The organism is Pseudomonas sp. GW822-FHT07A10, from assembly GCF_058798795.1.
In genome coordinates this window covers 56,419-70,254 of record NZ_JBXAKV010000014.1, presented here as the reverse complement: position 1 = coordinate 70,254, position 13,836 = coordinate 56,419, and the positions used below count along the sequence as shown (strand labels likewise).

Genomic DNA, 13,836 nt, shown 5'->3' with positions numbered 1-13,836 from the left:
CAACTCCCAAGGGTCGGTCAGGGGCGTTTAACGCTTGTTGTTCAAGCCGTTGCCTGTCTTTCAAGCTGCTCTAGTGCGGCCTCCAGGGCCAGTCGATAACCGCTGGCGCCAAGGCCGCAGATCACTCCCACCGCTACATCGGAGAAGTAAGAGTGATGGCGGAAAGGTTCGCGTTTATGCACGTTAGACAAATGCACTTCGATGAATGGGATGCTCACCGCCAGCAGCGCGTCACGTAACGCGACACTTGTATGCGTAAAAGCTGCTGGATTGATCAGAATGAAGTCCACACCTTCGCCGCGAGCAGCGTGGATGCGGTCAATCAATTCGTACTCGGCGTTGCTTTGCAGGTAAAGCAAATGGTGGCCGGCATTGCGCGCCCGCTGTTCCAGGTCCTGGTTGATTTGTGCCAGGGTGGTTGCACCGTAGACGCCCGGTTCCCGGGTACCGAGCAGGTTCAGGTTAGGGCCGTGCAAAACCAATAGGGTCGCCATCTGCTGCTCCTTTGTTATCTGTGTGCAATTGTCAGAACCCGGCGACTATGCCGCAAAGCCTTTGTGACTGTCCAGTTCTATGCAATAGGCAGCACGATGGCCGATGTTTGCGCGAAATATGTGACCGGGTGATTAAATCCGGTCATTTGCTTTCGCAACACGTTCGGCGAAGTCCGTGGCGTTTATCTCGCCGATCACTCGCACATCGGTGCGTTCGACGCCGTCCCTGCCGAAAAACATCAGCGCCGGAGGGCCGAACAGCTTGTAGCGGTCGAGCAGGGCGCGCTGTTCGGTGTTACTGGCGGTGATGTCGAAGCGGATTAGTCGATAGCCTTTGAGACGTTCGACGACGTTGGCATCGTTGAGCACTTGGTGTTCGATGACTTTGCAACTGATACACCAGTCGGCGTACCAGTCGAGCAGCAGCGGCGTGCCGGAGGATTTGGCGTCGGCGAGGGCGCGATCCAGTTCGGCTGGAGTGGTGATGGTTTGCCAGGTGCTGGCGATTTGCGGTTGCTGCTCGTTGCTGGCGACGATGCGCGGCTGGCCAATGGGGTTGAACGGATCGGACTGACCGCTGAACGCGCCGTACCAACAGGCCAGTGCATAAAACAGCAGAAACATCCCCAGCAATTGCCCCAGGCGTTTTCTCGGCGGCTTGTAGACAAACTCCAGCGCGCCCATGAACAAACCGACGCCACCGGCGAGCAAGCCGATCAACAGTAAGGTGATCTGGCCCGGCAATACTCGGCTGAGCAAACCGATCGCGAGCCCCAGCAAGAGCACACCAATCGCGTTTTTCACGTAGATCAGCCACGGCCCGCTTTTCGGCAACCAGGCCGCGCCGCCAGTCGCTACCAGCAATAGCGGCGCGCCCATGCCCAGGCCAAGCATGAACAGTTTCAATCCGCCGCCCAAGGCATCGCCGCTGGCGCTGATGTACAGCAGCGCACCGGCCAGGGGAGCCGAGACGCAGGGCGAAACCAGCAGGCTCGACACCACGCCCAGCACCGCCGCGCCCCACAGTGAGCCACCTTCGGTGCGCCCGGCGATCCGGTCCAGGCGGCTGCTGATGGCGTAGGGAAGTTTCAGTTCGAACACCCCGAACATCGCCAAGGCAAACACTGCGAAAAACATCGCGAACGGCACCAGCACCCAAGCCGATTGCAAGCGCGCCTGAAGATTAAGCTGTGCGCCGAACATGCCCATCAATGCACCCAACAGGGCGAAGCAGATGGCCATCGGCAGCACATAAGCCAGCGACAGGTTGAAGCCACGTAAACCGCCAATCTGCCCGCGCAGGACTACCCCGGAGAGGATCGGCAGCATCGGCAGCACACAGGGGGTGAAGGTCAGGCCGAGGCCTGCGAGGAAGAACAGCGCCAGTTCGCGCCAGCCCCAGGCTGTGGTCGTGGCACCGCTGCCATCAATACTCAGGCGCTCGGTCTCGGGCGGGTAGCACAGGCCTTTGTCGGCACAGCCCTGATAGGTCACGGCCAGCGTAAAGGCGCGGGAATCGGTGCGTGGCAGCTCTACATCGAGAATGCCGTGGTAAACCTCGACATCGCCGAAGTATTCATCGTGCTTTTGTTCGCCCTTGGGCAGTTGAGCCGCGCCGAGGCCAACGTCGGCCGGATCGGCGCGAAACTGGAAGCGATGGCGGTAGAGGTAGTAACCCTCGGTGGCGACGAAACGCAGCTTGATCGATTGCGGCGTACTTTCTACCAGGCTCAACTGAAAGGCTTCGCGCACCGGCAGAAAGTCGGCGCTGTTGTTGATCGAACCCAGGGTGGAACTGGGGCGACTGTCCAGCAACCCGGCGGCGGAGGCCGGGAGGGCGAGCACTAAAAACAGCAGGCAGAGCAAACGGCGCATGACAATCTCGCGTATTGGAGGTGCGGGCATGATAGCTGAGTGTGCAATGTATGCGACTACGCCGATCTCCCGTAGGCGCTGCCAAAGGCTGCGATATTTTGACTTTGATCTTCAACGCTCGATCCGCCGCCAGGATCAACATCAAATGATCGCAGCCTTCGGCAGCTCCTGCAGGGAGGTGTTTCAGTCAGGCTTCGGGCTTACTTTGTTGGTTGATCGCTGGAGTGTTTACACAAGTTGATTGTTACAGGGGTGTAGTGGTTACTGTTGGTATGTCGAAACAGCGTGCTGCTGTGATACTCATAGACTTCCTGGTTGGTCGATACATTGATAGTTGAACCTTGGATATCGACCTTTATGGCTGGATCTCGGGTGACTAAAAACGGACCAGCGGTCTTGAGTTCAGACGCTATTTGCTCGTTGGATGTCAGTTCGCGATAGACATAGTATCGATAGCTGAACGGTACTGTTGCTCCGCCTCGATCATCTTTGACGCCGTAGATGAAGCCGTTTTCGCCAAGGGGTAGTTTAAGTACTACATCGGTCAGCACCGGGTTGCCGGAAGACATGAGCCATGTCCAGCCGATGTAAGCCAAGCATACAACTAGCAGGGAGGAGGCGACGATTGTGTATGCAGTTTTTTGAGTAGTTCCTGTATCGGGCGTTGATACACCAGGGGGCGACGTTGGAACTATCACGGGGCACTCCTGTGCACGCTCGATTGATTGAAGCGCTAAACTCTAGCATCAAAACGATGACTAAAAGCACCGTATAGATAAACAGGAGTTTTCATACAAAAACTCAGGTGTCGATAATCTTGCTCGTTGGTAGCGTTCAGGCCCGAGCCCTTAAACCCGAAATGCCTGCACCGCTGTATGCAACTGCCCACCCAATGTCAGTAAATGTTCGCCTTGGCTGCGCCCTTCACCAATCCTCAGCAAGTTATCCCCACCCAATTGATGAATCCGCTCACTGTGATCGCGGATTTCGCTGACGGCGCCGCTCTGCTGGGCAGTGACATCGGCGATGCGCACGGCGGTGTCGGAAATGGTCTGGATCGCTCCGACGATTTTATCCAATGCACCGTCGGCGGCCTGGGCCTGGTTGGCCGTGGCTTCGGCGTGTTCGACCTGGGCGCGCATGCCTTCGACCGATTGCCGCGCGGCGGTTTGCAGGCCAGCGATCAGTGTCTGAATCTCGGCCGTGGCACCAGCGGTGCGTTGCGCCAGTGAACGAACCTCTTCGGCCACCACCGCAAATCCCCGGCCCATCTCCCCGGCGCGGGCCGCCTCGATGGCGGCATTCAGCGCCAGCAGGTTGGTCTGGTCGGCAATCGAGCGAATCACCGTCAGCACGCCGCCGATGGTCGCCGACTCTTCGGCCAGATGTTCGATCATCTGCGCGTTGCCTTGCACTTCACCCACCAGCGCATGCAGCCCGGTGAGGCTCAGGCCGATGACCTTCTGACCATGTTCCACCGCCAACCCTGCATGACGACTGGCGTCCGCGGCCTGGCTGGCATCACCGGCGACTTGTTGAATCGTCGCCTCGAGTTCACCGAGAGAGTCGCGGATCAACGCAGTGTCGCCGGCCTGATGCTCGGCGCCGCTGTGCAGGTCATTGCTCAATTCGGCCAGCGTCCGGCTGCTGCCGGCGACTTGCTCGGCATTGAGGCGAATGGTCCCCACCAGATCAACCAGATAGGCACGCAAGCGATTGAGCGAGGCTTGAATGTCATGCAGTTCGCGGTTCGTCGCACCCAGTTGAATGTCGCGACTGAAGTCGCCCTCGGCCCAGATCGAAAGGGCTGGTGCCAGATTGGTCAGGGTTCGGGCCAGGCGTCGCTGCAAGGTATCGATGAGCAAGGCGATCAGCAGAATCAGCCCGATCATCACGCCCTGCATCAGCCGCACTTCGCCCTGGATTTGCCCGTGCTGGGCGCGCACTACCGGTTCCAGCCCGGCGATGGCCTGCTGCACGGCGGTGATTTTCAAGTGAGTCGCGGCGCTGAGGTCGGCGCGTTTCTGGATCTGCTCGCGCGTGCGTGCCAGTTCAGCCGGGTAGCGGGTGAGCAGGCTATTGAGTTCACGCTTGAGGCTGACGCCGGCGTCTTCGGCGACGGCTTTCTCGGTGTTCTCCAGGCCCATCATGGCGGAGAAGTCATCGGTGTTCGATTCACTGCTGGCAGTCACCCCCAGCAGCGGCAAGCTGTTCAATTGTTCAGCCTGAACGCGGATGCTGGCGACTTCGCGCTCGACATCGGCGGCCAGTTCGCTGCGCCCGCTGCTGACCAGTTTGTCCCGGGCCAAAGACAACTTGCCCAGATGCTGGGAAGCTGCGAGCAAAGGCGTCAGGTACGCCGCGTTGCCGTTGGCGTACTGGCTGAGCTGATCGAGGCTGGCACCGAGCTCGCGCTCGGCTTGCAGCAGCAGGGCTTGTGGATCGCCGGCGAGTTTGCCGGCAGCCAGCAAGTCCGTCTTGCTGAACTCTTCCAGGTTCGACAGGCTGGGGCGCAAGGTGTCGGCCAGGGTCGGAGGTAATTCGCCGAGCTCTTTTTGCAGGCTGTCGATGGCCTGGCTGGCGCTGCTCAGGCGCAGGGCATCGCCGCTGGCCAGGTAATCCTCGACGTTGCGCGCCACTTCATTTTGAAACTGCTGGGACAGGCCCAGGTAACGCTCCATCAACAGATAGGGGCGCTCCAGGGCTTTTTGCGACCACCAGAGGGTAGCGCCGAGGGCCACGCACACGGCGACCAGAAGGAGGGTATTGAGATTGGTCAACAGCTTCAGGCGCATTGCGGACTACCAACGGCAGAATGGTAAGTGCCTGAAGTTATTGCGTTTCTGTTACAGCGTTATGACCGAATCGGTCGATTCCGATGAAAAAGTGGCACTTTGCTTTGACTCCCGCGCGGCTTGCACTCGGTTGCGTCCGGCGTCCTTGGCGCGGTACAGCGCCTCGTCTGCCTGTGTGGCCATCATCAGGCTGTCGGAGCCTTCGTGCAGTTCGACGACACCGGCACTGAAGGTGCACCAGAGGTCCTGGGGTTGCGCGGGGTAGTGAATTTCGGCAAAGCGCTGACGGATTTCATCGAGCACCTTGTAGGCCGATTCAATATCGGTGTCCGGCATGACGATGGCGAACTCTTCACCGCCGTAACGGCCGATGAAGTCGGTCTTGCGCAACCGTTGCTTGAGGAACAGCGCCAGACTCTTGATCACCCGGTCGCCCATGGGGTGGCCATGGCTGTCGTTGACCCGTTTGAAGTGGTCGATGTCGAGCATCGCAAAGCTCAGCGGCTTGTTTTCGCGACGGGCACGGAATGAACAGTCTTCGAGCAGCTGCAGAATATGGGTGTGGTTGTACAAACCGGTCAGGCTGTCGCGCACCATCCGCGCTTTCAGATTGCGCGCCCGCGCCGCGCGGTTGCGCACGGTGGTGATCAGGTGTCGCGGCTTGATCGGTTTGGTCAGGAAGTCGTCGCCGCCCTCACTCATGGCGTCGAGCTGCTTGTCCAGATCGTCTTCGGCCGACAGATAAATGATCGGCACGCTGACATAGCGGTCGTTATGGCGGATCACCTTGGCCAGTTCCGTACCGGTGCAGGCCGGCATGTACATGTCGAGGATGATCAGGTCAGGCTGGAAATCCGCCAGTTCGGCCATGGCCTGGATCGGTTCGATCAAGGTCCGTGTGACGATCCCGGCGCTGTTGAGCAGGCGTTCGGTGTGCAAGGCCTGTGCGCGGGAGTCGTCGATGATCAGCACTTTATAAGGTTCGTACTGGGCGACGCAGGTCAGCACTTCGATCTTTTCCAGCAGGCTCGAGGCTTCGAGGGTGCCGGTGAGAAACTCCTGGCCACCGGCGCGCACGGCGGCGAGGCGGGTCGGGGTATCGGTTTCGTGCAGGCTGAAAAACAACAGCGGCAAGGGCTGCTCAAGGCCTTGCTGGGCTTCGGCCGCCAGTTTCAGGCCGATGCCGGGGCCACTGAAGTCGACGTCCATGACAATCGCCGCCGGCAACCGCTCGACCATCGAGGCGCGGAACGCGGCGACACTGCCCAGGGATTGGGCGCTGAGCCCGAAGAATTCAAGTTGCTTGGCCAGCCGTTCGGCCCGGTCGTGATCCTGCAGCATCACGTAGATCGGCTTGCGCAGCGGTGGCAGAAAGGTCTGTTCGAGCTGATCGCCATGGCGCAGGCCGGTACGGGACAAGCGCTGCATCAGGCGGTTGAGGTCAGTGATCAATCCGCTGCTCAGGCGTCCGCGATTGGCGTCGACGGCCTCCAGCGACTGGCCGATATGACGGGCCAGCAGGGTGTGTTCCGGTTGTTCGAAACGTTCGGCAAAGCGCAGTAGGCGCAGATTGGCCTCGCTCAGCTCCGACAGGTCGGTGATGGACCATTCGTTGCGTTGCAGGCGTTGCCATATCTCAAGAATCTGACGTGCCTGATGAATTACCCGCTGGGCAAAGTGGTGCTTGAGGCGCTCACGGCTGGGGTCTTCTGGCTCGGTCATATCCTGACTACTAGTTAGGGTGCATGCTGAGATCGACTGGTGGCTCTATGCTAGCACCTCTTTTCAATTGCATGAGTGTCCTGCGTCAATAATCTGCAAAGCGACATCATTCAGTTCCCGACCGACTGGTCGCATAGGCTCAACGCTGTGCTTCATTTATAGTGACGGCTTCGATTGCAGTCATTGTATGGCTCGCTGTGTCCCGCAGGATTTAATGCGCGGCAAATAAGGCACGATGGCGTAGGGTTGTAGTCGAACCGATGAACTCAAGTGATTGAAAGGATATCGCCATGCTGGACTGGAAGAACCGCACGGGCAGCGCGCCTGAGCGTGCCGCTGAACCGAAATCGGCCACCCGCAGTTATTTTGGTGGCCTGTTGTTCAGTCGGGCGCTGGCCACTCTGATTTGCCTTTACCTGTTGGTGGCTATCGCGCTGGGCTGGTACTGGAGCCAGGAGCCCGCGCTCTTTCCGGTTCAGCAAAATGCCCAGGTGGCAGCCGAGAAAGAAGGCAAGCAGATGGTGGTCGGGTACACCACGGTGGAAACCCTCAAGACTGTCGCCGGTACCTTGCTGACCAAACCGGGTGGCTATATTTCCAACGACCGTTTCCCGCCGGGCCTGTGGATGGACAACATGCCGAGCTGGGAATATGGCGTGCTGGTCCAGGTCCGCGACCTGAGCCGTGCGCTGCGTAAAGACTTCGCCCGTTCCCAGTCGCAGTCCGCCGAAGACGCCGACCTGGCCAAGGCCGAGCCGCGCTTCAACTTCGACAACAAGAGCTGGGTGCTGCCATCCAGTGAGTCCGAGTATCAGGAGGGCATCAACTCCCTGAGCCGCTATCAGGCACGTCTGTCGGGGCCTGACCAGAAGAGCGCGCTGTTCTACGCCCGTGCCGACAACCTGAACAACTGGCTGGGTGATGTAGGGACTCGTCTGGGCTCGCTGTCGCAACGGCTGTCGGCCAGCGTTGGCCGGGTCAAGCTCAACACTGCGCTGAAAACCGAAGTCCCGGCGCTCGGCCAGGTGCCGCAGGTTGACGAAGAAGTTGTTGAAACCCCGTGGATGCAGATCGATAACGTGTTCTACGAAGCCCGTGGTCAGGCCTGGGCATTGTCCCATCTGCTGCGCGCCATCGAAGTCGACTTCGCCGATGTGCTGGCGAAGAAAAACGCTACGGTCAGCGTGCGCCAGATCATCCGTGAGCTGGAGGCTTCGCAAGAGCCGGTCTGGAGCCCGATGATCCTCAACGGCAGCGGCTTCGGTGTGCTGGCCAACCACTCGCTGGTCATGGCCAATTACATCTCCCGGGCCAACGCCGCGGTGATCGACTTGCGTCAACTGCTCAATCAGGGCTGAGTCATGGTAGATAGCGCTAAAGAGGCCGCCCACCGCGCGGCCTCCGATGCCGAACAGATCGCCTGGGTCGACGAGCAGGACAACCTGCTCGGCGCCCTGGTGCGCTCCGACCTGCGTGAGCGTGGGCTGATCGGGCGCGGCACCTACATCATGCTGTTCAATTCTGCTGGCGAGCTGTGCGTTCACCGGCGCACCCTGAGCAAAGCGATTTATCCCGGTTATTGGGACGTGGCGGCCGGCGGCATGGTGCTGGCCACCGAGACCTACGCCGAATCGGCCGCCCGTGAGCTGGAAGAAGAGCTGGGGGTGAGCGGTGTGGAACTGACCGCTCATGATCACTTTTTCTTCGAGGACACCGGCAACCGGCTCTGGTGTTCGGCGTTTTCGGCGGTGTGGGACGGCCCATTGATCCTGCAGCCGGAAGAGGTGCTGGAAGCGCGCTTTATCCCGATTGATCAGGTCCTGCTGGAAATCCAGCAAAAGCCGTACTGCCCGGACTCTTTGGCAGCCCTGAAGCGCTATCTTCGCGCCCAAGGGGATGACGTCGCAAAAGAGCTGTAAATTGGCGCCGATTGGCTCTTAGCAAGTCGGCTTTTTGCCGTTACACTGCGCGACCTTTTCAAACTGAACCGGCAGTGCCCGGCTCAGTAGCGCTGCCCCTGCCTGAGTGGGGCTTCGCGGTCGATAACCTTGCCCAAGGTTGCGATCAGTCTTTGTCCTCCCAAGAGGATTGCCGGTGGCCAAAAAAGCCGCATCCTTCGCCGCCCTTGGTGGCCTGGTATTTTCCACCGACGCAGGTCGTCATTGCCCGGAATGCAGTAAACCGGTGGATGCCTGCATCTGCAAACAAACCGTTATCCCGGCCGGCGACGGCATCGCTCGCGTGCGTCGCGAAAGCAAGGGCCGTGGCGGCAAGACGGTGACGACCATCACCGGCGTGCCGTTGGCCGAAGACGCGCTCAAGGAACTGGCCACCACGTTGAAGAAACGTTGCGGGACCGGTGGGGCGTTGAAAGACGGGATCATCGAAATCCAGGGCGATCATGTCGAGCTACTCTTGGCTGAGCTGATCAAACACGGTTTCAAAGCGAAGAAGTCCGGCGGCTAGCAGCCTCTGTGAAAACCACCCGCGGCTTGATCCAGTCCTGATTTCATTCTGGTCTGGCGTCGTCTCCATGGTTTTCACAGAGCCTGTTCAAGACCGGTTTCTAAACTCACTGCGGTCAGCGAGGTCTACCCCCTCGTTGACGAAACGTCATTTTCATTCTTTAGACTGCGCCGGCCTGAACTCAAGGCGACGCTCTATGACTTCTTTATAGGGGACTTCGATGTCCGTAAGACGCACACGCAAAGACGATGGCAGCCAATGGACAGTTGCGGACAGCCGCAGTGTTTACGGGATTCGCCATTGGGGGGCCGGGTATTTCGCGATCAATGACGCCGGTCGCGTCGAAGTTCGTCCGAACGGCCCGACCAGTTCGCCTATCGATCTGTTCGAGCAAGTCGACCAACTGCGCAAAAGCGGTTTGTCCTTGCCGCTGCTGGTGCGTTTCCCAGACATCCTGCAAGACCGCGTGCGTCAGCTGACCGGCGCGTTCGATGCCAACATCGAGCGCCTGGAATACCAGAGCAAGTACACCGCGCTGTACCCGATCAAGGTTAACCAGCAGGAAGCGGTGATCGAAAACATCATCGCCACCCAGAACGTTTCCATCGGTCTGGAAGCTGGCTCCAAGCCTGAGCTGCTGGCGGTATTGGCACTGGCGCCGAAGGGCGGCACCATTGTCTGCAACGGTTACAAGGACCGCGAGTTCATCCGTCTGGCGCTGATGGGCCAGAAGCTGGGCCACAACGTGTTCATCGTGATCGAGAAAGAATCCGAAGTCGGTCTGGTGATCGAAGAAGCGGCGTCGCTCAAGGTCAAGCCTCAGGTCGGCCTGCGTGTGCGTCTGTCGTCCCTGGCGTCGAGCAAGTGGGCAGACACCGGTGGCGAAAAATCCAAGTTCGGCCTGTCGGCGGCGCAACTGCTGTCGGTGGTCGAGCGTTTCCGTGCCGCTGGCCTGGACCAGGGCATTCGCCTGCTGCACTTCCACATGGGTTCGCAGATCGCCAACCTGGCGGACTACCAGCACGGCTTCAAGGAAGCGATTCGTTACTACGGCGAACTGCGCAACCTTGGCCTGCCGGTCGATCACATCGACGTCGGCGGCGGTTTGGGCGTGGACTACGACGGTACTCACTCGCGTAACGCCAGTTCGATCAACTACGACATGGACGATTACGCGGGTGTCGTGGTCGGGATGCTCAAGGAATTCTGCGACGCGCAGAGCCTGCCGCACCCGAACATCTTCTCTGAAAGCGGCCGCTCCCTGACCGCCCACCACGCGATGCTGGTGGTGCAGGTGACCGACGTCGAGAAACACAACGACGACGTGCCGAAGATCGACAACAAGGAAGAACTGCCGGAAACCGTGCAGTGGCTGGTTGACCTGCTCGGCCCGACCGACATCGAAATGGTCACCGAGACCTACTGGCGCGCCACGCACTACATGAGTGACGTCGCCACCCAATACGCCGATGGCAAGCTGACCCTGGCGCAAAAAGCCCTGGCCGAGCAATGCTACTTCGCCGTTTGCCGCCGCCTGCACAACTCGTTGAAGGCCCGTCAGCGTTCCCACCGTCAGGTGCTCGACGAACTCAACGACAAGCTGGCCGACAAGTACATCTGCAACTTCTCGGTCTTCCAGAGCCTGCCGGACACCTGGGCCATCGGCCAGGTCCTGCCGATCCTGCCGCTGCACCGTCTCGACGAAGAGCCGTTGCGCCGTGCGGTGCTGCAAGACCTGACCTGCGACTCCGACGGCAAGATCAAGCAGTACGTCGACGAGCAGAGCATCGAGACCAGCCTGCCGGTGCACGGTCTGAACGAGGGTGAAGACTACCTGTTGGGGATTTTCCTGGTCGGTGCCTACCAGGAAATTCTTGGCGATATGCACAACCTGTTCGGTGACACCGACTCGGTGAACATCTATCAGAATGCTGACGGCAGCGTTTACCACGCCGGTATCGAAACCCACGACACCATCGAAGACATGCTGCGTTATGTGCACTTGTCGCCGGAAGAGCTGATGACCCACTACCGCGACAAGTGCGCCAGTGCCCGCATCAGCGCCAGCGAGCGCACCCAGTTCCTCGATGCCTTGCGTCTGGGCCTGACCCGTTCGTCTTACCTGTCTTCTTGAGGTAAGGCACCGCGCCCATCAGGTTGTCTGAAATTTCTCCGTAGGTTGCGGAAATTTCAGATGACCTGGTGCGGGGCTTCTCTTTTGTCACGCGAAATAGCCCACATACCGAGCAATCCAAGCGATGTGGTCTTCTTTTCACGTAGGTCATTTCCTAAGTTGTACTTCGGCACTCTACTCGGCCATGTCTCTCAGCGAGAATCCCCGGCCGCCCCTCCTGTAGAGAATTGCCGATGTTCGATTCAGTCAACGAGCCGTCATTTCGTCTGGATATAGCGGGTCTTCCCGACCCCTTTGAGGTCTTGGCCTTTACCGGTAGTGAAGCGATCAGCGAGCCTTTTGCGTTCGACGTGGATCTGCTGAACGATGACCCGACGCTGGACCTTGCAAGCCTGCTGTACCGCTCGGCCTTTTTGCACTTCGGGCCGCAAGGGGAGGGTATTCACGGGCAGTTGCTTGGCCTCGTTCAACTCGGCCATGGCAATGAGCCCAGGCTTTGTCGTGTGCGTCTGGGCCCCAGGCTTGCTTGCCTGGCCCAGCGCTTCATTCAGCGAATTTTCAGCGATCGCTCGGTGCCGGACATTCTCGCTCAGGTGCTCAAGGAGCATGGGATTGCCGGCAAGGATCGTCGTTTCGACCTCAGCGGTGATTACCCGTCCCGTGATTTCTGCACGCAGTACCGGGAGTCGGACCTGCAGTTTTTCCAGCGTCTATGCGCCCAGGAACGGCTTCATTACTACTTCGAGCACCGTGCGCGCGGGCATTGTCTGGTCTTGGGCGACGGTCCGGGGCAGTTTCGCCGTGGCGAAGAGAGGGTCTTCGAGGATGAGAGCGAACGACCGGGAGTACATCAGTTCAAGCTTCATGGCTGCGGGCAGATTGCCGAAGGGAAGACGAACCTGGCAACGCTGCGCAGTGGTCAACTGATGCCGTTGTCTGGTCATCCGTATGCGGACTGGAATCGTCTCTGGCTAGTGACCCATGTCGAGCATCAGGGAGGACAACAGCCAGATTTTTTGTATCGCAACCAGCTGCGCGTCGTTGCGCAGGAGGTGCCTTTCATTGCGGCTCATCCCGTTGTGAAACCCAGGATGCACAGCCTGCAAAGGGGATGGGTAGTCGACGTCGGTGAATCTCGCCCCGATCCCGGCAGATCAGTTGCCGTGCAGTTTGACTGGCTTTATCAGGGCGAAGGCGCAGCCCCCAGCCACTGTTGGTTGCCGTTATCCGGCGAGCTGGAAAGCGCGGGTGTCATGCCCTTGAGTGAGGGCACGCAAGTGCTGGTGAGCTTTATCGAAGGTGATCCTGATCAACCCTTGATCAGCGGATTTCTTCCCGGACCACCGTTCAGCGCAGAGTCAGCCATGGCCGACCTGCTATCCGCCTCGACCACTGAAGCCAGCCGCGCGGTTGATGGCTTATCGGGTTTACTGCAATCCAGTGAACCCTTGGTACTTCTGTGTCTGCTGCCAGGTGGGGGCAGTTTCAATCATTGCGCGCAATCCTTATGCACTTGCCGGGCAGCGACGCAGCCTGGTCAGAGCGGTGCGGCATGATTGCCGTTCAGGCGCCCGACTCGACCCCGCAATGGCTGTTGCTCGATGTACCGGGCGTGCCTCAGGCCGGTGCGATGTTGCGGCAACAGTTTGCTCATGTCCGATGGTTCTGGCTGTTCGAAGGCAGCGAGTTTCATCCGTTGCGTGAGCACGGGCCAGTGTTGGTCGACCTTCGCGAATGCCCGGCACTCGCCGAGCTGTACTCAAGTGAGCCACACATATGGGGCGGGTTGCTGCTGGTCAGTGACGCCTCTTCATCACAGCTGCTGGAGCATTTGCGCCGCATGCTCACCGTCACCTTCAGCCTGCATCACCGGGCCTTGTTGAGTTACTACAACCCTCAAACGGCGAGTTACTTTTTCGATGCCTGCGATGCGCAGGAGCTGAGTCGCTGGCTCGGTCCGATCGATCAGTTACGCTGGTTCGGCGGCACCTGGGCCGATCGGGCCATTGGCTGTCTGGGCTGGCAGCAGTTGTTCAATCCACGGCTTGCCGTCAGGCCGCTGGCCATCGAAGAAAACCTCAGTTCGCGTCAGCGAGACACCTTGCAGACCTGCCTGCTGGAGCAGCATGCCTGGCGCTGGAGCCGATCCGCCGGCACCGACTACAACAGCTTGTGGGCTCACCTGCAGGAAGGGCTGGCGCTGGGTTTCAGTGAGCGCCCGGTGCTCGATGGCTGGTTATGGCTGCGCTTGCAGCACCCTGACGCCGTGCCGGGGCAGTCGTTATCGGGAACCACCCAGCAGGAGCGTCTCGATAGCCTGCGCAATCTGTGGCAGAACGATCAACCCTGA

11 protein-coding genes are annotated in these 13,836 nt (G+C 59.7%); 6 read left to right on the top strand and 5 right to left on the bottom strand.

The window, feature by feature from the left end:
- Positions 1-41: 41 nt before the first annotated feature.
- The 5 genes from aroQ to gcbA form a co-directional block, all read right to left on the bottom strand.
- A complete protein-coding gene (gene aroQ, locus AC1RL4_RS22080) occupies positions 42-494 on the bottom strand; it encodes a type II 3-dehydroquinate dehydratase (RefSeq protein ID WP_007937215.1) in 453 nt (150 codons plus the stop codon).
- Positions 495-626: 132 nt separating this feature from the next.
- Positions 627-2,369: a protein-disulfide reductase DsbD gene (locus AC1RL4_RS22075; RefSeq protein WP_096481252.1), complete on the bottom strand. Its 1,743-nt coding sequence runs from the start codon at positions 2,367-2,369 to the stop codon at positions 627-629.
- Positions 2,370-2,569: 200 nt separating this feature from the next.
- Positions 2,570-2,938 carry a hypothetical protein gene (locus AC1RL4_RS22070; RefSeq protein ID WP_230175426.1) on the bottom strand — a complete coding sequence of 123 codons (369 nt, stop codon included), beginning with the start codon at positions 2,936-2,938 and terminating at the stop codon, positions 2,570-2,572.
- Between the two features lie 279 nt (positions 2,939-3,217).
- A complete protein-coding gene (locus AC1RL4_RS22065) occupies positions 3,218-5,164 on the bottom strand; it encodes a methyl-accepting chemotaxis protein (protein ID WP_230175428.1) in 1,947 nt (648 codons plus the stop codon).
- A 51-nt stretch (positions 5,165-5,215) separates the two neighbouring features.
- Positions 5,216-6,886, bottom strand: coding sequence for a diguanylate cyclase GcbA (gene gcbA / locus AC1RL4_RS22060; protein WP_493120158.1), 1,671 nt, complete (start codon positions 6,884-6,886; stop codon positions 5,216-5,218).
- 290 nt (positions 6,887-7,176) lie between these two features.
- On the opposite strand from gcbA, the gene AC1RL4_RS22055 reads away from it, so the two are divergent.
- The 6 genes from AC1RL4_RS22055 (at position 7,177) to AC1RL4_RS22030 (ending at position 13,836) form a co-directional block, all read left to right on the top strand.
- Positions 7,177-8,244 carry a DUF2333 family protein gene (locus AC1RL4_RS22055; protein ID WP_019582276.1) on the top strand — a complete coding sequence of 356 codons (1,068 nt, stop codon included), beginning with the start codon at positions 7,177-7,179 and terminating at the stop codon, positions 8,242-8,244.
- A gap of 3 nt (positions 8,245-8,247) precedes the next feature.
- The gene (locus tag AC1RL4_RS22050; protein ID WP_019582277.1) at positions 8,248-8,805 is read left to right on the top strand and encodes an NUDIX hydrolase; all 558 of its coding nucleotides are present in this window, start codon (positions 8,248-8,250) and stop codon (positions 8,803-8,805) included.
- Positions 8,806-8,980: 175 nt separating this feature from the next.
- Positions 8,981-9,352 (top strand): translation initiation factor Sui1, encoded by a 372-nt coding sequence (locus AC1RL4_RS22045; RefSeq protein WP_007914613.1) that lies wholly within the window; start codon positions 8,981-8,983, stop codon positions 9,350-9,352.
- Between the two features lie 220 nt (positions 9,353-9,572).
- The gene (speA, locus tag AC1RL4_RS22040) at positions 9,573-11,486 is read left to right on the top strand and encodes an arginine decarboxylase (protein WP_018928415.1); all 1,914 of its coding nucleotides are present in this window, start codon (positions 9,573-9,575) and stop codon (positions 11,484-11,486) included.
- 233 nt (positions 11,487-11,719) lie between these two features.
- On the top strand, positions 11,720-13,042 hold the full coding sequence (locus AC1RL4_RS22035; RefSeq protein ID WP_230175432.1) for a contractile injection system protein, VgrG/Pvc8 family: 1,323 nt from the start codon (positions 11,720-11,722) through the stop codon (positions 13,040-13,042).
- Entirely contained in the window at positions 13,039-13,836 is a 798-nt protein-coding gene (locus AC1RL4_RS22030; RefSeq protein ID WP_204123881.1) for a DUF4123 domain-containing protein, read from the top strand. Before AC1RL4_RS22035 ends, AC1RL4_RS22030 begins: the two co-directional genes overlap by 4 nt.